The sequence below is a fragment of the Microbacterium sp. AK009 genome, from assembly GCF_013410955.1.
Lineage (GTDB): Bacteria > Actinomycetota > Actinomycetes > Actinomycetales > Microbacteriaceae > Microbacterium.
In genome coordinates, this window is record NZ_JACCCG010000006.1 from 259,689 (window position 1) to 280,335 (window position 20,647).

The window sequence follows — 20,647 nt, forward strand, 5'->3', positions numbered from 1 at the left end:
CATGCCCGTCACCGATGTCACCACCGACGCCGAGGCGCTCACCATGACGCTCGAAGCCGAGTTCGACGCATCCGTCGACCGCCTCTGGAAGGCCTTCACCGATCCGCAGCAGCTCGAGCGGTTCTGGGGACCTCCCGGCTGGCCCGCGAGCTTCCCCCAGTTCGACTTCACCGTCGGCGGGCACGCGCGCTACGTCATGACCAGCCCGAAGGGCGAGCAGTCGTGGGGGTCGTGGGAGTTCGTCGCCATCGACGCTCCGCGCGGCTTCACCGTGCTCGACGCGTTCGCCAACGAGGAGGGCGCACCGCTCGAGGGGATGCCCGTCATGCGGGTCGTCTTCGCCTTCGAGCCGACCGCGACGGGATCGCGCATGGTCAACACCACCTACTTCACCTCCGCCGAGGCGTTGGAGCAGGTCGTCGCGTTCGGTGCCGTCGAGGGCTCGACGATGGCGATCAACCAGCTCGACCTGGTGCTGCACGACCTTCGCGAATACGCCGCGGGGCGCGGCACCGAACTGGAGATCCTCGACGACCAGCACGTGCGCATCACCCGCGTCATCCGCGGTCCGCGCGAGCTGGTCTGGAAGGCCCATCACGACACCGACCTGCTGAAGAAGTGGATGCTGGGACCCGACGGGTGGACGATGCCCGTCGCCGAGCAGGCCGAGGCCGTCGGCGACACCTTCCGGAACGTCTGGGTGCCCGGCCCGGGGGTCGAGGGTGAGGAGTTCGGCTTCGAAGGCGAACTGCTTCTCACCGATCCTCCGCGCCGTGAGGTGTCGACCGAGCGCATGATCGGTATGGACGGCCCCGGCACGGTCAACGACCTGTCGTTCTACGAGGAGGACGGGCTGACGCTGCTGACGCTCGTCATCGAGTACCCCGACGCCGAGACGCGCGACATGATCCTCGCGACCGGCATGGTCGACGGCATGGAGGCCAGCTACGCCCGACTCGAGGGTGTGCTCACGACGGTCTGAGGGACGCGGCGTGAAGGGCCACGCGGAGATCACGGGGGGGTGGCCGGATCGGCTGCCCCCCTACGATGTGACCGTGGACTTCAGCTTCGCTTTCACGCCCGACCTCATCGCGGTGTTCATCACGCTGTTCGTGCTCGAGATCGTCCTCGGCGTCGACAACGTCATCTTCATCTCGATCCTCGCCTCCAAGCTCCCCAAGGAGCAGCAGGCGAAGGCCCGGAACCTCGGGCTCACCCTGGCGATGCTGATGCGGGTCATCCTGGTGTTCTTCGCGGGGTGGCTCATCACGCTGACCGAGGAGGTCTTCGCTGTCGGGGACCTCAGCTTCTCGTGGAAGGACATCATCCTCATCGCGGGTGGGTTGTTCCTGCTCTACAAAGCGGTCACCGAGATCCACCACAAACTCGAGGGTGCGGAGGATGAGCACGGCGCGGGCGGGTCGAAGGCGATCTCGTTCGGCGCGGTGATCGGCCAGATCCTCGTGCTCGACCTGGTCTTCTCGCTCGACTCGGTCATCACCGCGGTCGGCATGACGACCAACCTCGTGGTGATCGTCACCGTCGTGGTGCTCTCCTTCGGCATCATGCTGTTCGCCGCGCGATTCATCTTCGAGTTCGTCAACAAGCACCCGACGGTGAAGATGCTGGCGCTGTCGTTCCTCCTCCTCATCGGTGTGTTCCTGATCGCCGAGGGCTTCGGGTTCTACATCGACAAGGCCTTCATCTACGGGCCGATGGCTTTCGCCATCTTCGTCGAGGCGCTGAACCTCACCTACGCCGCGCGGCGCGCGAAGCGCGCCAGGAAGCCTGAGCACCCCGTGCAGCTGCGCCCCCGCTACCGCGACGTCGATGAGTCGGTCGCCGTCGCCGCGGCGCTGTCGCGGTCGAAGGACCCGTCGGCCGGCGCCGTCGGCCTGTCACGCAAGCCCGTCGCCGGTGACGCACCGGCCGACGCGGAGCGCGCCGGCCTCGGCTGAACGCGATCCTCGGGGCCCCTGCGTCACCGCGAGTCGGTGGCCGCGAACCACCCGGAGGGGGCGAGCTCGGACCCGGCACGGGAGAGGTACTGGTCGAAGTAGACCCGGGCGACGAGTTCGCGGCGGCTGGTGACCCCTGCTTTGTCGAAGATCGACTTCAGGTGGTCTTGCACGGTGTAGGGCGAGACGTGCATCGCGGCGGCGATCTCCTTGGTGTCGGCGCCCCTCAGCACGATTGAGACGACGTCCCGCTCGCGGGCGGTGAGGCCGAAGGCCGCGGCGACGAGGTCGATCACCTCCTGTGGACGGGCTTCCTCGATGGTGACGACGACGTCGCCGCCGCGATCGCCGATCCCGCCGAGAGGCGCCGCGTGCAGCACCAGCCAGAGCCCGTCCGCCGTGCGCGCCCGCACGCGAGGCACGCGATCGGTCTCGCCGCGGGCGAATCGCCGGGCGGCGTCGACGAGCGCGTACACGTACACGAGCGGGTCGCCCATGCCCGGCACCACCGACATCCGCTCCAGATGCAGCTGCGCCCCGGGAGTGGACTGGACGATACGGTTCTGCGCATCGATGATGACGACGGCAGGGCCGGCTTCGGGGACGGGGTCCGTCACGGCGATCTGCGCGAGAAGCCCGGTGCGGATGCCGCGGGTGAACGACGGTGCGACGGCGGCGAGGAACGCCAGCTCGTCCGCTGCGAAGACCTGATCGTCGCTTCCGCGGAAGAGCGAGACGTGCCCCCACCCTCCGCTGCGATCGGCGAAGACCACGCGCGCCTCGTCGTGGAAGTCGAAGTAGGGCACGAGCAGCTCGGCCATGCGAGCGGATCGATCCAGGTCGCCTCTGGTCTCGCGCTGCATGCCCACCGCGGTCCGGCCGGCCTGCAGCATCCCCCGGATCGCCGTCGGCTCCTCGCCGCCGTACTCGAGCTGGGACCACGAGAGATCCTGCTCGTTCCGACCGTCGAGGGCTCCCAGCTTGCGCGCGCTCGAGACCATCGCCGTCGCCGGGTCGAGCGTCGACACGCAGGCGGCGACGAAGGGGACGACCATCGCCAGGGCGGCCGCCGCCTCGTCCATGAACTGATGCAGGGGGAGGCCTGCGCGCGACATCACGTCGATGTCGCTCCGCGCACGCCCCAGAGCCAGTGCGGTGGCCATGCGAACAGTGTGCTCCTGCCGGCGCGGATCCACCATCCCAGGTATCTGGGATGCCGCAAGACCCCTCTCCCCTGGGATGGTGGCCGCACGTGGGGCGCCGTCAGACTCTCCACCGGGCGCCTTCTGCGGCGTCCACCCGAATAGACATCAGAATGCTGGAGCTCATCATGACCCTGTCCGACACCATGACCGACGCCGCCCGTCCGGACGCAGACCCGCGGGGCGCGGGCCTGCGGTCCGCCCTCGGAAGCCTGATCGTGCTGCCCGACGATGCCGAGTGGGACCACGCGCGCAGGCCCTGGAACGTCGCCGTCGACCAGCGGCCGGTCGCGGTCGCGCGTCCCGAGACCGCCGAAGACGTCGTCGAGATCGTGCGCGCGGCCACCGCGGCAGGACTCCGGGTCGCGCCGCAGTCGACCGGACACGCCGCCGCCGCTCTCGCCGACACCGGCCTCGCCGACACCGTCATCATCTCGCTGGCGCGCCTGCGCGGCGTCACGGTCGATCCGGTCGCGCGCACGGCACGCGTGCTGGGCGGATCGCTGTGGAACGACGTGCTCGAGGCGACGGCGCCGCACGGATTGACCGCTCCCCACGGAAGCGCCGGAGATGTGAGCGTTGCCGGGTACAGCCTGAGCGGCGGTCTGTCGTTCTACGCTCGGACGCACGGTCTGGCCGTGAACTTCGTCCGCGCCGTTCAAGTGGTGACCGCGGAGGGAAACCTCGTGCGAGCGAGCGCTCAGGAGAACCCCGACCTGTTCTGGGCGGTCCGCGGCGGTTCGGGCGCCTTCGGAGTGGTCGTCTCGCTCGAGATCGACCTGCTCCCCTATGCGGATGTCTTCGCCGGGATGCTGCTGTGGGATGCCGCCCGCGCCGAGGACGTCGCTCGCGCCTGGGCGGCGTGGACGACGACGGCACCCGAAAGCGCGACGACGACGCTTCGCATCCTGCATCTCCCGCCGCTGCCCGAGCTGCCCCCGTTCCTCTCCGGGCGGTCGGTCGTGGTCATCGACGGCGCGGTGCTGGAATCGGATGACGCGGCGGCGGCTGTTCTCGCGCCGCTGCGCCACCTGGCCCCCGAGGTCGACACATTCGCGCGCATCCCCGCCGCCGGTCTGGTCGCCGTCCACATGGATCCCCCGCAGCCGACCCCCGCCTTCACTGCGCACGCGGTGCTCGACGAGCTTCCGGATGGTGCCGTCGACGCGTTCCTGCGGGCGGGGTCGGACCGCGGGCTCTTCATGACGGAGCTGCGCCACATCGGCGGCGCGGTCGCGCGCCCCGTGGCATCCGGGGGGGGGGCGATCTCGGCGCTGACCGGGCAGTACCTCATCCACACCGTCGCCGTGGTGCCGGCGCCCGAAGTGGCGGAGGCCGCCGCGGCGGCGGTGCGTGCCGGTGTAGCGCTGTTCCGCCCCTGGCACATCGACGCGCTCGCGCTCACCTTCATCGACGGAGGCGCCGACCGGGCGCTCGGCTACGGCGAGGCCGCCGCTCGGCTCAGCGAGCTCAAGCGCCGGTTCGATCCCGGCGCGGTGTTCTCGGCTGCCCAGCCGGTGCACTGACCTGGTGCGCCGCGGCGCCGCCCCGCGCGCTGGGGGAGCGTGCGGACGCGGCGCCGGAGGCGGTCAGGACGCCGTCCGCGCGGCATCCGCTCTTCCCCGGCGCGCTCCGTGCGCCAGATCAGGAGGTGTGCGCGAGATCAGGAGGATGCGCGTCGGATCGTCCTGATCCGGTGCTCACCTCCTGATCTCACGACGGCGGCGTGCCCACGAGTCCGGGGAGGCCCCGCCGAGCGAGGTCACGATCGACGGCACCGCGATCGGAGCAGCCCGAAGACGCGGTCAGAGCCAGCGCTTGTGCTTGAACACCCCGTAGAGGCTGGCAGCCACGCCGACCATGAGCAGCAGCGAGAACGGATAGCCCCACTCCCAGCCGAGTTCGGGCATGTTCTCGAAGTTCATGCCGTACACGGTTCCGACGAGGGTGGGAGCGAAGATGATCGCCGCCCAGCCCGAGATCTTCTTCAGCTCCTCGTTCTGCGCGAGGTTGAACTCCGTCATCCGCCGCATCTCGTCGTTCTGCCGCTGGGCGACGAGGGTCGACTCGACGGTGAGGGCGTTTTCGAGGATGGTGCGGAACGCCGCCGAGCGTTCGACGACGCGCAGCGCGTGGTCGAGCACGTCCCGCAGGTTCCGCTGCAGCTCCACGTCGACCCGGTACTTGTCCGAGCCGCGCAGCAGCGCCTCGAGCATGCCGACGAGCGGCCGCGATGCCCGCTGGAAGTCGATGACCTCACGCGAGAGCTCGTAGATGCGCCGCGACACGCTGCTCTCCTCGTCGAAGAGCTGATCCTCGATCTCGTCGATGTCGTTCTCGAGACCCGCGATGACCGGCTCGTATTCGTCGACGACCTCGTCGAGGATGGCGTACAGCACCGCCTCCGGGCCCATCGACAGGAGCTCCGGCGCGTCCTCCAGACGCCGACGCACCCTCCCGAGGTTCGGCGACTCGGCGTGGCGGATGGTCACGACGAAGTCGGGCCCGACGAACAGATGCAGCTCGCCGAACTCGACCCGCTCCTCGGCGTCGAGGTAGCGCGCGGGTCGGAGCACCACGAAGAGGGTGTCGCCGTAGCGCTCGAGCTTCGAGCGCTGGTGGCCGCTGAGGGCGTCTTCGACCGCGAGGGGGTGCAGCGAGAACTCCTCGGCGACCTGGCGCACCTCCCCCTCGCTCGGTCGGTACAGCCCGATCCAGGCCATCCCGCCGCGGGAGCGCATCACCTCGAAGGTCTCGTCGAGGTTGGTGGGGTCTTCGGTGCGGACCCCCTTGACGTACACGCCGTTGTCGATCAGCGCCATCATCTCTTCTCCGGTCGGTCGTGCCGCGTGCGCGGCGAACAGCAAAGGGCGGATGACACGCCACCGCGCTGCTGCGGATCGAACGGCCGACAGGGAAGACGACCGCGCCCCTGGAACAGGATCAGCGGATCGGAGAGCCCGACACCGACGGCAGGACGGTGGCGTGGCGACTATCACCGGCCATCACGCACCACCTCCTCTCGGGTCGGAACCGCATTCACCATAGACCATCACGCCACGACGCGGGGAGCGAGGGCGGCGTAGGCCCGCGCCCAGGTCTCGTCGAAGGCGCCCCGAGACGCCGTTCCGCGACGCCAGTCGCCCTCCGCGGCGGCGAGGTCACGCGCCATCCGCTGCAGTTCGGCGCGCTCCGCGTCTGAGTCTTCGCACCCCAGTGCGCAGGTGATCCAGCTCTCGTGGATGCGGGAGACGAAGCCCGACAGCGCGGTCCACATGCCCAGCGCCGGCCCGAGCCACACCACCACACCCAGCACGAATGCCGCCGCAGGCCCCAGCACGTCGGCGGTGGCGAGGGTGGCGGCGCCGCCGATGACGAGACCAATCAGCGGCCAGAGCCGCATGAGACGCCACATGCGGCGCTGCTGGTCGGTGGTATCAGGGGGGAGGAGGAGCAACCGCACGCGCGTCTCGCCGTATCGTGCGATCGAGGTTTCCAGGAATCCCCAGTCACCGCGCGAGGGGCGGGTGACCAGGGACGTTTGACGATGCCACATGAGACGATCCTCGATCTGCGGCGGGACCCGGCGGTGGACCCCGACGAATCACCTACGATCGCGCGGTCGATCCTCACGAGATCCTGACGGTCCGTCGCGGCAGGATGGCAGCATGCTCTCCATCCGCGTCACCGCACCGGCCGATCTCGCCCGCGAGCTGGTGCCGCAGCTGAGGGCCCAACCCACGGTCATCGACCTCGCCGTGGTGGCGGGCGCGTGCGACGCGGGGAGCGGCGACCTGCTGCTGTTCGACGTCGCCCGAGAAGACGTCAACAACATCGTCCGGCTGCTCCGGCACGCCGGGGTCCCCGCGCAGGGCGCCATCGTCGTCAGTGAGCCGCTGGCGGTGGTGTCGGATGCCGCGGCCGCGGCGGAGCGCGCGGCACCGGGTCATCCCGCCGACGGCGTGCTGTGGGCGCAGTTGGCCGGCCGCTCCACGGAGGACTCCCGGCCGTCGTGGAGCTTCTTCGCGTTCCTCCTGCTCGCGACCATGATCGCCGGGATCGGGCGTCTTCTGGACCAGCCGATCCTCATCATCGGGGCGATGGTCGTGGGGCCGGAGTTCGCCCCCATCGCGGCGATCTGCTACGCCGTGGTGCGCCGGCGGCGGGGGATCGTGGGGCCGGCGTCGGTCACGCTGTTCGGCGGATTCGCCGCGTGCGCACTGATCGCCTGGGGGGTGTGGTCGGTGCTCTACGCGTTCGGCGTTTTCACCTACACGCAGGCGACGACCGGCGAGGCGACCCAGTTCATCGTCAGCCCCGATGCGTGGTCGTTCGTCATCGCGGTCCTCGCAGGCATCGCCGGTGTGCTGTCGCTGACGACGGCAAAGTCGTCGGCACTCGTGGGCGTGTTCATCTCGATCACGACCGTGCCGGCGGTCGGGACGATCGGGCTGACCCTCGCCGTGGGGGCGTGGGCCGAAGCGGGGGCCGCTCTCGTGCAGCTGGTGCTGAACCTCGCTGGGCTCCTGGTCGCGGGAACGGTGACGCTCTTCGTCCAGCTGCACGCGGGGCGGGCGATCTCGCGCCGTGTCGAGTCGCGCCGAGAGGCGCGGGCCGCGGCCGATCAGGCGGGGTCGAGCACAAGCCGATAACCCATGCCCGATTCGGTGATGAGGTGCACCGGATGCGACGGGTCGGGCTCGAGCTTCTTGCGCAGCTGCGACATGTAGAGGCGCAGGTAGCCCGAGTCCTGGACGTTCTCGCTCGCCCAGATCTCCTTCAGCAGGGTCTGCCGCGTGACGAGGGCTCCGGGATTGCGCGCGAGGAACTCGAGCATGCGCCACTCGGTCGGAGTCAGGTGCACGCGCTCGCCGCCCCGGGTCACCGCGCGGGCGGCGAGGTCGACCGTGACGTCGCCGAAGGCGACGAGGGGCTCGTCGGCGGTGCCGCCGCGACGGCGCGAGAGGGCGCGCAGCCGCGCGAGCAGCTCGTCGATCTGAAAAGGCTTGGTGACGTAGTCGTCGGCGCCGGCGTCGAGCGCGTCGACCTTGTCGGCCGATCCGGTGCGCCCCGACACCACGATGATGGGCGCGGTGGTCCAGCCCCGCAGGGCCTCGATCACCTGCATGCCGTCGAGCCGCGGCATCCCGAGATCCAGCAGGATGATGTCGGGATGCGCCTGCGCGGCGAGGGCGACGGCCGCGGCGCCGTCGGGGGCGGCGACGACGTCGTAACCGTGAGCGGCCAACGTGATGCGGAGCGCCCGGACGAGCTGCGGGTCGTCATCGGCGAGAAGGATCTTCATGCGCGCTCGCTTCCGACGGGGGCGGGGGTCTCGGTGGGGGCGTCGCCGTCCAGCGGCAACGCGATGACCATCGTCAGGCCCCCGCCGGGGGTGTTCTCGGGTGTGAGCGCGCCGCCCATGCCCTCGGTGAACCCCTTCGACAGGGCGAGGCCCAGACCGAGCCCGGTGGTGTTGTCGACGTCGCCCAGCCGCTGGAACGGCGCGAACATGTCCTCCTGGCGCTCCGGGCTCACCCCGGGTCCGCGGTCGATGACCCGGACCTCGGCGTTCGGCCCGAGGCGGCTGGTCGTGACGAGGACGCGCGCCTCGGGGGGACTGTGCCGGCGCGCATTGGCGAGCACATTGACCAAGACCCGCTGCAGGAGCACCGGATCGGCCGACAGCGGCGGAAGGTCGGGATCGAGGGACAGCTCGACGTCGTCGGGTCCGAGGTCGAGCTCGTCCAGGGCGGCGAGGACGGCGCCGGCGGCGTCGACCGGGCGCAGCGACACCGCGAGCACACCGGCCTGCACGCGGCTGACGTCCAGCAGATCGGTGACCAGCTGCGACAGGGTCGACAGGCTCTCATCGGCGGTCTCGAGCAGCTCCGTCCGATCCTCCGCGCTCAGCTGGTCGCCGGCGGCGCGCAACCCCCCGATCGCCGCGAGGGCGGCGGCGAGGGGCCGGCGGAGATCGTGACTGACCGCCGACAGCAGGGCCGAGCGCACCTGATCGGCCTCCGCGAGGGCATCGGCCGCCCGGGCGGTCGCGGTCAGGTCGGTGTGCTCGAGCGCAGCCGCCAGCTGCGCGGTGATGGCGTCGAGGAGCCGGCGCTCGCGCGCGCCCAGCGTGCCGTGCAGCTCCAGGCGCCCCCGCGGGGAGCCGTCGGGGGCGCGGCCGATGTCCATCCAGGTCACCTGATCGCCGCCGCCCGGGTCGTCTCGGACCGGTTCGCCGTCGGTGGCGATCGTCGTGCCGTCGGCGGTCTCCAGGCGCACCCCCGCGAGACCGAGCGCTTCGCGCGTGCGGGTGACGAGGGCGGGAACAGCGCTCTCACCACGGAGCACGCTTCCGGCGACGGTGGCCAGGAGCTCGGACTCGGCGGCGGCGCGGCGCGCGACGCGCGTCGCGCGCGCGGCCTGATCGACGATGTAGCTCACGAGGATGCCGATCACGACGTACAGGCCCAGGGCGAGGGCGTGCAGCGGATCGGCGATGGTGACGGTGTAAAGGGGTTCGACGAAGAGGTAATCCAGCGTCAGCCCTGACAGCACCGCGGCGAACAGCGCGGGCCAGATGCCGCCGATGAGGGCCACCACAACGACGAGCAGCTGGTAGAAGAGCACGTCGGAGGTGATGGAATCGTCGCTCCGGAAGGTGAACAGCACCGCGGAGAGGAGCGGGCCGCCGACGAGGGCGGCGACGAAGCCGAGGATGCGGCGCTTGACGCTCAGCGCGCCGCCCCGCACCCGGGGGAGCGCGAATCGGCCGCCGGCGGCGGCGTGCGTGACGATGTGGACATCGATGTCGCCCGACTCGCGGATGACGGTCGCGCCGATGCCCGGGCCTGTCATCGCTGCGGCCAGGCGGCCGCGACGGCTCACCCCGATCACGAGCTGGGACGCGTTGACCGATCGGGCGAACTCGACCAGGGCGCGGGGGATGTCGTCGCCGACGACCTGGTGGTAGGTGCCGCCGAGCGACTCGACGAGGGCGCGCTGCTGGGCGAGCGCGGCCGGGCTCGAGGTGCGCAACCCGTCCTGGCTGGACACGTGCACCGCGAGCAATTCGCCGCCTGCGGAGCGGGCGGCGATGCGCGCTCCGCGTCGCAGCAGGGTCTCGCCCTCGGGCCCCCCGGTGAGGGCGACGACCACGCGCTCGCGGGCCTGCCACGTTCCCTCGATGCCGTGCTCGGCGCGGTAGGACTTCAGCGCGCTGTCGACCTCGTCGGCCAGCCACAGGAGGGCGAGTTCGCGCAGCGCCGTGAGATTGCCGAGGCGGAAGTAGTTCGATAGGGCGGCATCGATGCGTTCCGCGGGGTAGACGAAGCCCGCCGAGAGACGGTCGCGGAGCGACTGCGGGGCGAGGTCGACCACCTCGATCTGGTCGGCCCCGCGCACCACCGCGTCGGGCACCGTCTCACGCTGCGGGATGCCGGTGATCTGCTCGACCACACCGTTCAGCGACTCGATGTGCTGCACGTTGACCGTGGTGATCACGTCGATGCCGGCATCCCGGAGGGCCTCGACGTCTTTCCACCGCTTGTCGTTCTGCGACCCCGGCGCGTTGGTGTGGGCGAGTTCGTCGACGAGGGCGACGTCGGGGTGCCGGGCGAGCACGGCGTCGAGGTCGAGCTCGGTCAGCTCCACGCCGCGGTGCTCCACGACGCGGCGGGGCATGACCTCGAGGCCCTCGACCTGCGCGGCCGTGGCCGCCCGGCCGTGGGTCTCGACGATCGCGACGACGACGTCGCGCCCCTCTCCCGCGAGGCGTCGGCCTTCCTCGAGCATCTCGTAGGTCTTGCCGACGCCGGGCGCCGCCCCGAGCAGGACGCGCAACCGCCCCCGCTTCACCGCGTCACCCCCGAGCGGGTGACGCGGTGAGCGAGGGCGGCGTGCATGACGGGTGGTCCTTGTCTGTCGAGGGCGTCAGTCCTGATTCTGCGCGTCGAGCGCGAGGTTCAGCTGGAGGACGTTGACGCGGGGTTCCCCGAGAATCCCGAGGTCCCTCGACTGGATCATAGACTCCACCAGGTCGCGCACGTCCTGCTCGGCGAGGCCGCGGGCTTCGGCCACGCGGGGCGCCTGGAGCAGGGCGTAGGCGGGGCTGATGTGCGGGTCGAGCCCCGAGGCCGACGCGGTGACGGCGTCGGCGGGGATGTCGTCGGGCGAGACCCCCTCGCGCTCGGCGATGACGGCCTTGCGCTCCTCGATCGCGGCGATGAGGTCGGCGTTCTCGGGGCCCCAGTTCGAGCCGCTCGACGCGCCGCCGTCGTAGCCGTCGCCGGCCGCCGAAGGCCGGGACTGGAAGTACTCCGGCAGGGCCTCGCCGTCGGCATCGGTGAAGCTCTGCCCGATGAGGGCCGAACCCACGATGCTTCCGGACGCGTCCTGCTGAAGGGATCCGTTCGCCTGCCAGGGGAGGAGCAGCTGGCCGATGCCGGTGATGAGAAGGGTGTAGCCGAGGCCGAGGATGACGGTGAAGGCGACCATCGCGCGGACGGCGACGCCGGCGCTGCGGAGGGTGGTGCGGGTGGCGGACATGGAGTCGACTCCTTGAGCGGATCTGAAGGGATGGGCCTGGGTGACGGGTCAGAAGCCCGGGATGAGACTCACCACGAGGTCGATGAGCTTGATGCCGATGAACGGGGCGATGACGCCGCCCAGGCCGTAGATCAGCAGGTTGCGCGACAGCAGCTGCGAGGCGCTGGCGGGCCGGTAGGCGACGCCGCGGAGCGCGAGCGGGATGAGGAAGACGATCACGATCGCGTTGAAGATGATGGCGCTGGTGACCGCGGATGCCGGCGAGGACAGGCCCATGATGTTCAGCGCCGCGAGCCCCGGGAAGACCCCCATGAACATGGCCGGGATGATCGCGAAGTACTTCGCGATGTCGTTGGCCAGCGAGAAGGTGGTGAGCGCCCCACGGGTGATGAGGAGCTGCTTGCCGATGCGCACGATGTCGATGAGCTTCGTCGGGTCGCTGTCGAGGTCGACCATGTTGCCGGCCTCTTTGGCCGCCGAGGTGCCGGTGTTCATCGCCACCCCGACGTCGGCCTGCGCGAGCGCGGGGGCGTCGTTGGTGCCGTCACCGGTCATGGCGACGAGGCGTCCGCCCTCCTGCTCGCGCTGGATGAGGGCGAGCTTGTCCTCGGGGGTGGCTTCGGCCAGGTAGTCGTCGACGCCGGCCTCGGCGGCGATGGCCTTGGCCGTCAGCGGGTTGTCGCCCGTGATCATCACGGTGCGGATGCCCATCGCGCGCAGTTCGTCGAACCGCTCGCGGAGGCCGTCCTTGACGATGTCCTTCAGGTGGATGACGCCGATGATGCGTCCGGTGCCACCGGAGAGCGTCGCGACGACCAGCGGAGTGCCGCCGGAGGTCGCGATCGCGTCGGTCTCGCTGACGACCTGCGCGCGCACCTGCGTCGGAATCGTTGCGCCCTCCGCCTCGAGCCACGCCATCACCGCCGAGCCGGCGCCCTTGCGCACCTGGGTGCCGTCGGGCAGGTCGAGTCCGCTCATGCGGGTCTGCGCGGTGAAGGGCACGGCGACCGCGCCCGCGGGCATCCGGGCGACGACGCCCTCGGCGGCGGCGAGCTCGACCACCGACGTCCCCTCCGGAGTGGGGTCGGCCAGCGATGACAGCGAGGCGGCCTCGGCCACCTGTCGGGCGTCGACCCCCGGCATCCGCACGAATGCGCTCGCGCGACGGTTGCCGTAGGTGATGGTGCCGGTCTTGTCCAGAAGCAGCGTGGTGACATCGCCTGCGGCCTCGACGGCGCGTCCCGACATCGCCAGCACATTGCGCTGCACGAGCCGGTCCATGCCCGCGATGCCGATGGCCGACAGCAGCGCCCCGATGGTGGTGGGGATGAGGCAGATCAGCAGGGCGATGAGCACCGGGATGCTCGCGGGGGAAGCGGCGTAGTCGGCGATGGGGTTCAGCGTCAGCACGACGATCACGAAGACGATCGACAGGCTCGCCAGAAGGATGTTCAACGCGATCTCGTTGGGCGTCTTCTGGCGGCTCGCGCCTTCGACCAGTGCGATCATGCGGTCGACGAAGGTCTCTCCGGGCTTGGAGGTGATGCGCACGACGATGCGGTCGGACAGCACGCGGGTGCCGCCGGTGACGGCGCTGCGGTCACCGCCGGATTCGCGCACGACCGGCGCGGACTCCCCGGTGATGGCCGATTCGTCGACGGTCGCGATGCCGTGCACGATGTCGCCGTCGCCGGGGATCAGCTCGCCCGCCGAGACGACGACCACGTCATCGAGCGTGAGGTCGGCCGACGAGACCGGCGAGGTCTGGGCGCGCTCGGCGCCCGGGTCGCCGGCGGCGTCGTAGCCCGACACCCGGTTCGCCATGGTCGAGGTGCGGGTCTTCCGAAGGGTGGCCGCCTGCGCCTTGCCGCGGCCCTCGGCGACCGACTCGGCGAGGTTCGCGAAGACCACGGTGAGCCAGAGCCACACCGCGATCCCCCAGGTGAACCCGGCGGGAACCGGGGTGCCGCCCGACTCGCCCGCGCCCCCGAGGAACGGCTCGGCGATCGCGATGACGGTGGTGAGGGCGGCGCCGACCCACACCAGGAACATGACCGGGTTCCGCCACAGTGCGGCGGGGTTGAGCTTGCGCAGCGCCCCGGGAAGGGCCTGGGCGAGCTGGGCGGGCCCGAAGGCGCGCACGGGGCGCGGCTCGGTCGGCGACGACACGGGAGCGTCGTCGGTGCGAGGAGAGGTGGTGGTGGTGGACATGTGTCAGACGAGACCTTCCGCCAGGGGACCCAGCGTGAGAACGGGGAAATAGGTGAGAGCAGTGACGACGACCGCGAGGATCGCGAGGAGACCCACGAACTGCGGCCGGTGCGTCGGCAGGGTGCCGACCGTCGTGGGGACAGGCTTCTGAGCCGCCAGCGATCCGGCGAGAGCCAGCACGAGCACCATCGGCAGGAACCGGCCGAGGAGCATCGCCACACCGAGGGCGGTGTTCAGCCACGGTGTGTTGGCGGAGAGTCCCGCGAACGCGGAGCCGTTGTTGTTCGACGCCGAGGTGAAGGCGTACAGCACCTCGCTGAGGCCATGGACCCCGGGGTTCCAGATCGAGGTCGCCTCGACGTCTTCGCGGATGCCGGGGAGGGCGAAGCTCAACGCGGTCCCTGCGAGCACGAGGGTCGGGGTGACGAGGATGTAGAGGCTCGCGAGCTTGATCTCGCGCGGCCCGATCTTCTTCCCCAGATACTCGGGGGTTCGGCCGATCAGCAGACCGCCCACGAACACCGCGATGACGGCGAGCACCAGCATCCCGTACAGTCCCGAGCCGACGCCGCCGGGGGCGACCTCGCCGAGCATCATGTTGATCATCGGGATCATCCCGCCGAGGGCGGTGTACGAGTCGTGCATCGAGTTGACCGCGCCGGTCGAGGTCAGGGTCGTCGCGGCGGCGTAGAGGGTCGAGCCGAAGATGCCGTAGCGCACCTCCTTCCCTTCCATCGCGCCACCCGCGAGCTGCGGTGCCGTGCCGAGGGCGAGCGATTCGAGCCAGCTGATCGTCGTGATCGAGACGATCGCGATCGAGGCCATGACGGCGAGGATGGCGTAGCCCTGGCGGTTGTCGCCGACCATGCGGCCGAACGCGCGGGGCATGGCGACCGGGATGGCGAGGAGCAGCAGGATCTGCAGCACGCTCGTCCACGGGGCCGGGTTCTCGAACGGATGCGCCGAGTTGGCGTTGAAGAACCCGCCGCCGTTCGTGCCCAGTTCCTTGATGGCCTCCTGCGAGGCGACCGGGCCACCCGGAAGCGTCTGGGTCGCGCCGCTCAGGGTCGTCACCTCGGTGAATCCGTTGACGTTCTGCACGACACCGGCGATGAGGAGGGCGATCGCCGCGAGGATCGACATCGGCAGCAGCAGCCGGCCGACGCCGCGGACGAGATCGACCCAGAAGTTTCCGATCGTCGCGGCGCCGCGGCGGGCGAACCCGCGAACAAGGGCGACCGCCACCGCGATGCCCACGGCTGCGGAGACGAAGTTCTGCACCGCGAGCCCGGCGAACTGCACCGTGTAGCCGAGGGTGAGCTCGGGCGAGTACGACTGCCAGTTGGTGTTGGTCACGAACGAGACGGCGGTGTTGAACGCCAGCGCCTCGGGCACGGCGGGAAGGCCCAGCGAGTACGGCAGGAACTGCTGCACGCGCTGGAGGGTGTAGACGAAGAGCACCCCGACGACGGAGAAGATCAGGACGCTCCGCGCGTAGACCTGCCAGCTCTGCTCAGAGCGCGAGTCGACGCCGATGAGGCGGAACAGACCCCGTTCGACGCGCACGTCGCGGTCTGAGGTGAAGATGTGGGCGATGTAGTCGCCGAGGGGACGGTAGAGGAGGACGAGGAGGAGGACGACGGTGGCGACCTGCAGAATGCCGGTCCAGACGGAAGAGGCGTCCATCAAAACTTCTCCGGCTTCACGAGGGCGACGACGAGGTAGACGACCGCCGCGACCGCGAGGACGGCGGAGATGAGGGCGATCGCGGTCACAGCCGCTCCACCCCCTTCACGGCGAGGCCGACGAGGGCGAACAGGGCGAGGGTCGCCAGCAGATAGATGAGATCGAGCACGAGGATCGATGCAACACCCGTGGACGCTGCGGGCGCGGCATCCTCACGGAATCCCTACGGCCTGCCGGGCCCTCCTCACGGGTTGCTCACGGGTGGCGTTCGGCCGGAGTCCGCGCGCCCGCAGCGGGCGCGAAGAGGGGCAGAGCGGATGCCGCGGCGCGGCGTCACTCGTCGGGGCGCGCCTCCAGGCTCGAGCGCTCGGCGATCGGGGGCGCCTCGAGGTCGGCCTCGAACGGGCGGCCCGCGCGGTCCTGGCCGGGAAGGGGGCGCGAGCGGCGCCCGTAGATGAGCTCGGAGGAGTCCAGCAGCCACGGCACGAGGGTGATCGTGACGCCGTGGATGAGCATGAGCTGCTGCGCGATGCGGCGCGCGCGGCGGTTGTGGAGGAGCGTCTCCCACCAGTGCCCGACGATGTACTGCGGCAGGTACACCGTGACCACGGCCGACCCGTGCTTCTCGCGGTACTGCCGGATGAACTCCGCGACGGGCCCGGCGTAGTAGCGGTAGGGCGACTCGAGGATGACGAGGGGCACCGGCATCCGCTGGTCCTGCCATTCCTGCTGCAGGGCTTCGGCGTCGTCGCCGGCGACCGCCACGTGCAAGGCGAGCGTCTTGTCGTGCTTGGCGGCGAGGGCGTAGTCGACGGCCTTCGCGACGGGCTTCTGAAGCTTGCTGACGAGGATGAGGGCGACGTCGCCCGACGAGCCGTACTGCACCGGCTCGTCGATGCGGATCTCGTGCTCGACGTCACGGTAGTAGCGGTTCACGCCGATCATGAGAATCGCCAGGACCGGGATCGCGAGGAAGACCAGCCACGCTCCGTAGATGAACTTCGTCGCGGTGACGATGACGAGCACGGCGACGGTCATCGCGGCGCCGGTGGAGTTGATCGCCAGGCCTGTCAGGGCCGCGCGACGTTCGGCGGCGGCCCGCGGGTCGCGAGCCGCCTCGATGCGGCTCGTCTGACGGAGCTCGCGTCGCCAGTGCCGCACCATGCCGACCTGACCGAGCGAGAACGACACGAAGACGCCGATGATGTAGAGCTGGATGAGGGTCGTGAGGTTCGCCTGGTAGACGACGAGCACCACGATGGCGGCGAGGCCGAGGATGATCATGCCGTTGGAGAAGACGAGTCGGTCGCCGCGGGTGTTCAGCGCCTTCGGTGCGTAGCCGTCGCGGGCGAGCACCGACCCGAGGAGCGGGAAGCCGTTGAACGCCGTGTTGGCGGCGAGCAGCAGCACGCAGGCGGTCGCGGCCTGCACGATGAAGAAGGGGATCGAGCCCATCCCGAACGTGGCGGCGGCGATCTGCGCCATGAGGCTCGGCTGGGGGGTGGTCTCGCAGGCGAAGCCCACGAGGTTGCAGGGGTCTTCGGCGTAGTGCACCTGCGAGATGAGCCCGACCGCGGTGAGCCCGGCGAAGAGCGTGATCGCGACCCCGCCCATGAGGACGAGGGTCCACTGGGCGTTCTCGACCTTCGGGCGACGGAAGGCCGGCACGCCGTTCGAGACCGCTTCGACACCGGTGAGGGCGGAGCATCCGCTCGAGAAGGCCCGCAGGATCAGCAGGATCGTCGCGGCCTGGGTGAGCTCCTCGGCCTGCACGGCGTACTCGGCGCTCGAGGCGATCGGCGGGTCGCCGAGCGCGGTGCGGATGAGCGCGACGATCACCATCACGGCGACCGAGCCGATGAAGACGTAGGTGGGGATGGCGAAGGCGAAGGAGGCTTCGCGGACCCCGCGGAGGTTGACGATGACGAGCAGGATGACGAAGCCGACGGCGAACTCGATGCGGAAGGGGGCGAGCTCGGGGATCGCCGAGATGATGTTGTCCACGCCCGAGGCGATCGACACGGCCACGGTGAGGACGTAGTCGACGAGGAGCGCCGAGGCGACGACGACTCCCGGCACCTCACCGAGGTTCGTGCGCGCCACCTCGTAGTCGCCGCCGCCCGAGGGGTAGGCCTTGATGAGCTGGCGGTAGCTCAGCACGACCACGATGAGGAGCACGACGACCGCGACCGCCACCCCCGGGCTGAAGGCGAGGAACGCGGTGCCGCCGATGAGAAGGATCATCAGCAGCTCCTGCGGCGCGTAGGCCACGGAGCTCAGCGCGTCGGAGGCGAAGATCGGCAGCGCGCGGCGTTTGGGCAGCAGCTGCTCGTCGAGCTTCTCGGAGGTGAGGGGGTCTCCCAGTAGGAGGCGTTTCGCGCGAGGGGATTCCTCCACCGGCTCGCGACCATCAGTCGTCACGGCCGATGACATTACGCCTGTCGGGACTCGCGCGCACTATGGCGCGACGCTGTGCGTCGTTTGGGGCACCGCGTTCCGTTCGGGGCGGGCAAAGAGCGCCCCGAACGAAAGATCGCGCCCCGAACGGGTTCGGAGACGGAGATGGGGTGCGATGGGGAGCCGGGGCGGGCGGCGCGCCGCGCGGCTGTCAGACTCATGCGCGTGGATCGCATCACACCGGGGATCATCGCCGTGTTCTTCGGCGCGGCCGCGGGCGTCGCCCTCTTCGTGCCGTTCGTCGCGATCTCGTATCGCCGCCGCGGACAGCTCAGCGCCGGGCGGCTGGTGCTGTGGTCGGCGGCGCTGGTGTACTTCTGGGCCATCTGGGCGTACACCCTCGTGCCACTCCCCGACGGAACCGCCTATCGCTGCGCCGGGGTGAACCTCGATCCCCTGACGTTCGTCCGCGACATCCGCGGGGCCTTCGACGGGGTCGGGTCGCCGTTGGCCGATCCCGCACTCCTTCAGCTCGGGCTGAACATCCTGCTGTTCATTCCCCTGGGCTTCTTCCTCCGGGTGCTCGGCGGACGCGGCATCGTCGTTGCGGTCCTCGTCGGCTTCGGGCTGTCTCTCCTCATCGAGACCACCCAGCTGACCGGAGTGTGGGGCATCTTCCCGTGCGCGTATCGGGTGTTCGACGTGGTCGACCTCGCCACGAACACCCTCGGGGCGGGCCTCGGCGCGCTGCTCGCCCTGGCTGTGCCGCGTGCTCTGCGGGGGTCGCCTCCCGCGCCCGGCGCCGACCGCCCGCGGCCGGTGACCCGCCGTCGGCGCCTGCTGGCGATGGTGTGCGACCTGCTCGCCTACGGGTTTCTCGGCGCGACGGTATCGGTGGCGACGCAGCTGTGGCTGCAGTTCGTGATCGGCGATACCGACGCCGTGGTGGACGGTGCGATCGCCTCCGTGGCGGGGAACGTCGTCGCCGTCGGCACCGTCCTCACGGTGATCCTCGCGACCGGACGTTCCCTCGGCGATCTCGCCGTCCAGCTGAGATATGCGGGAAACGTATTGCCGAGGTGGCTGGCGCGATCGCTGCGGGCCGCCGGGGGCATCGGCGGCTTCGCCGTCGTCGACGCCCTCACGCGGGACAACGGGGCGTGGTCGTCGCTCTTCGCCGTCGTCGCGCTCGTCCTCGCCCTGGCGACGAAGGACGGGCGCGGCTTGCCCGGACTGATCTCGCAGCAGACGCTCACCGACGCGCGAGGAACTCCCGTGCCGCGGTGACGAGGTTCGCCACGCCGTTGTCGAGGGTCGGCTGGAGGAGCGGAGCGAAGAACGGCGAGTGGTTGGTGGGGATGTCGCGTTCGATGCTCCCGGATGCCGCGGCGTCGGCGTACACCTGAGGGTCGACGCCTCCCCAGAACCAGAACACCAGGGGTACTCCTGCTTCGCGGGCGAACCAGGAGACATCCTCACTGCCGGTGAACATGCCGGGGTCGACGACCTTGTCGTCACCGAAGGCGCGGGTGAACGCCGCGCTCAGGCGCGCCGTCGCCTCGTCGTCGTTGATCGTCGGCGGGAGGCTGTGGTCGACGCGGATGACGGGTTCCTCCTCGGCGCCGGAGGCTGCGGCTTCGGCCCGGACGATGCGCTCCACCTTCTCCAGCACGCGGGCGCGAGCCTCGTCGTCGGTGTAGCGGAGGCTGAGCTCGAGCACGGCCTCGGCGGGGATGATGTTGTTCTTCAGGCCCGCGTGGATCGACCCGACCGTGACCACGGCGACATGGCGCGGGTCGGTCTCGCGAGAAACGATCGTCTGCAGCCGCATCACCGTGGCGGCGGCCATCACGACGGGGTCGATCGTCGCCTGCGGGCGGGATCCGTGTCCGCCGCGACCGAGAAGGGTCACCCGCAGGCCGTCCGACGCCGCCATCTGGGTGCCCGGCCGCACGCCGATCGTGCCCGTGGGGAGCACGGTGACGTGCTGGCCGAGCACGATGTCGGGCCGGGGAAAGCGGTCGAACACGCCGTCGGCGATCATCGCCTGCGACCCCGCGCCGTACTCCTCGGCGGGTTGGAAGACCGCCACCACGGTGCCCCGCCACTCGTCGGTGGTCGCGACGAGGCGCTCGAGGGCGCCGAGGAGCGCGGTGACGTGCATGTCATGGCCGCACGCGTGCATGACGGGCACGTCGAGACCCTGCGGATCCACGCCGCGGGCGGTGCTGGCGTAGGCGAGACCGGTGCGCTCCTCGACGGGGAGGCCGTCCATGTCGGCGCGCAGCCACACGACGGGCCCGCGCTCGCCGTCGTCGGCGTTGTCGTCATTGCGGATGACGGCGGCGAGGCCGGTGCGCCCGATGCCCTCTTCGAACTCGATGCCCAGCTCCGTCAGACGCTGCGCGATGATTCCGGCGGTGCGGGTCTCTTGAAACGACAGCTCGGGATGACGGTGGAGGTCGGTGTAGATCGCATCGAGGTCGAGGGCCATACCGCCGAGCCTAACCTGCGGAAAGCGGGTGGCTCCGGGCCGGCCGGCCGGGTCGGCGGCGGGCCGCGCCCTGCCGTGCGCGGAATCAGGAGATGAGCGCGGGATCAGGAGGATGTCGCCTGGATCGTCCTGATTCGCCGCACATCTCCTGG

At 70.4% G+C, this 20,647-nt stretch carries 16 protein-coding genes; 5 read left to right on the forward strand and 11 right to left on the reverse strand.

The features are described from left to right. Position 1 precedes the first annotated feature (1 nt). Together HDC37_RS14920 and HDC37_RS14925 are read left to right on the forward strand one after the other, a co-directional pair. A complete protein-coding gene (locus HDC37_RS14920) occupies positions 2–982 on the forward strand; it encodes an SRPBCC family protein (protein ID WP_179561175.1) in 981 nt (326 codons plus the stop codon). A 73-nt stretch (positions 983–1,055) separates the two neighbouring features. Then, complete coding sequence (locus HDC37_RS14925) at positions 1,056–1,958, forward strand: TerC family protein (protein WP_179561176.1); 903 nt, start codon at positions 1,056–1,058, stop codon at positions 1,956–1,958. A 23-nt stretch (positions 1,959–1,981) separates the two neighbouring features. Here HDC37_RS14925 and HDC37_RS14930 read toward each other — a convergent pair whose 3' ends face one another. After that, positions 1,982–3,121, reverse strand: coding sequence for a LuxR C-terminal-related transcriptional regulator (locus tag HDC37_RS14930; RefSeq protein WP_179561177.1), 1,140 nt, complete (start codon positions 3,119–3,121; stop codon positions 1,982–1,984). Positions 3,122–3,273: 152 nt separating this feature from the next. Here HDC37_RS14930 and HDC37_RS14935 point away from each other — a divergent pair, with 152 nt between their 5' ends. Next, a complete protein-coding gene (locus HDC37_RS14935; protein WP_257021535.1) occupies positions 3,274–4,686 on the forward strand; it encodes an FAD-binding oxidoreductase in 1,413 nt (470 codons plus the stop codon). Between the two features lie 279 nt (positions 4,687–4,965). Here the strand turns inward: HDC37_RS14935 and HDC37_RS14940 are convergent, their stop codons facing one another. Further along, the gene (locus HDC37_RS14940; protein WP_179561178.1) at positions 4,966–5,982 is read right to left on the reverse strand and encodes a magnesium and cobalt transport protein CorA; all 1,017 of its coding nucleotides are present in this window, start codon (positions 5,980–5,982) and stop codon (positions 4,966–4,968) included. A gap of 230 nt (positions 5,983–6,212) precedes the next feature. Beyond that, positions 6,213–6,716, reverse strand: coding sequence for a DUF6611 family protein (locus HDC37_RS14945; RefSeq protein WP_179561179.1), 504 nt, complete (start codon positions 6,714–6,716; stop codon positions 6,213–6,215). Between the two features lie 112 nt (positions 6,717–6,828). Between HDC37_RS14945 and HDC37_RS14950 the strand changes: the two genes are divergently transcribed. Further along, positions 6,829–7,812 (forward strand): DUF389 domain-containing protein, encoded by a 984-nt coding sequence (locus HDC37_RS14950; RefSeq protein ID WP_179561180.1) that lies wholly within the window; start codon positions 6,829–6,831, stop codon positions 7,810–7,812. Here the strand turns inward: HDC37_RS14950 and HDC37_RS14955 are convergent. From HDC37_RS14955 to HDC37_RS14985, 7 genes are all read right to left on the reverse strand, one after another. After that, positions 7,785–8,465: a response regulator gene (locus tag HDC37_RS14955; protein ID WP_179561181.1), complete on the reverse strand. Its 681-nt coding sequence runs from the start codon at positions 8,463–8,465 to the stop codon at positions 7,785–7,787. The two genes, HDC37_RS14950 and HDC37_RS14955, sit on opposite strands and share 28 nt — an antisense overlap. Beyond that, entirely contained in the window at positions 8,462–11,017 is a 2,556-nt protein-coding gene (locus HDC37_RS14960; protein WP_179561182.1) for a DUF4118 domain-containing protein, read from the reverse strand. Before HDC37_RS14960 ends, HDC37_RS14955 begins: the two co-directional genes overlap by 4 nt. A gap of 75 nt (positions 11,018–11,092) precedes the next feature. After that, the gene (kdpC, locus tag HDC37_RS14965; RefSeq protein WP_179561183.1) at positions 11,093–11,707 is read right to left on the reverse strand and encodes a potassium-transporting ATPase subunit KdpC; all 615 of its coding nucleotides are present in this window, start codon (positions 11,705–11,707) and stop codon (positions 11,093–11,095) included. A 48-nt stretch (positions 11,708–11,755) separates the two neighbouring features. Continuing rightward, positions 11,756–13,918, reverse strand: a complete 2,163-nt coding sequence (gene kdpB, locus HDC37_RS14970) for a potassium-transporting ATPase subunit KdpB (RefSeq protein ID WP_179561184.1) — start codon at positions 13,916–13,918, stop codon at positions 11,756–11,758. Between the two features lie 3 nt (positions 13,919–13,921). Beyond that, positions 13,922–15,604: a potassium-transporting ATPase subunit KdpA gene (gene kdpA, locus HDC37_RS14975; protein ID WP_179561185.1), complete on the reverse strand. Its 1,683-nt coding sequence runs from the start codon at positions 15,602–15,604 to the stop codon at positions 13,922–13,924. Further along, a complete protein-coding gene (kdpF, locus tag HDC37_RS14980; RefSeq protein WP_179561186.1) occupies positions 15,604–15,693 on the reverse strand; it encodes a K(+)-transporting ATPase subunit F in 90 nt (29 codons plus the stop codon). Before kdpF ends, kdpA begins: the two co-directional genes overlap by 1 nt. Positions 15,694–15,937: 244 nt before the next feature. Beyond that, complete coding sequence (locus HDC37_RS14985; protein ID WP_179561187.1) at positions 15,938–18,037, reverse strand: APC family permease; 2,100 nt, start codon at positions 18,035–18,037, stop codon at positions 15,938–15,940. Between the two features lie 189 nt (positions 18,038–18,226). Between HDC37_RS14985 and HDC37_RS14990 the strand changes: the two genes are divergently transcribed. After that, positions 18,227–19,288, forward strand: a complete 1,062-nt coding sequence (locus tag HDC37_RS14990) for a VanZ family protein (protein ID WP_308472238.1) — start codon at positions 18,227–18,229, stop codon at positions 19,286–19,288. On the opposite strand, the gene HDC37_RS14995 is transcribed toward HDC37_RS14990, so the two are convergent. Further along, complete coding sequence (locus tag HDC37_RS14995) at positions 19,254–20,495, reverse strand: amidohydrolase (protein ID WP_179561189.1); 1,242 nt, start codon at positions 20,493–20,495, stop codon at positions 19,254–19,256. The genes HDC37_RS14990 and HDC37_RS14995 overlap by 35 nt on opposite strands. Positions 20,496–20,647 lie beyond the last annotated feature (152 nt).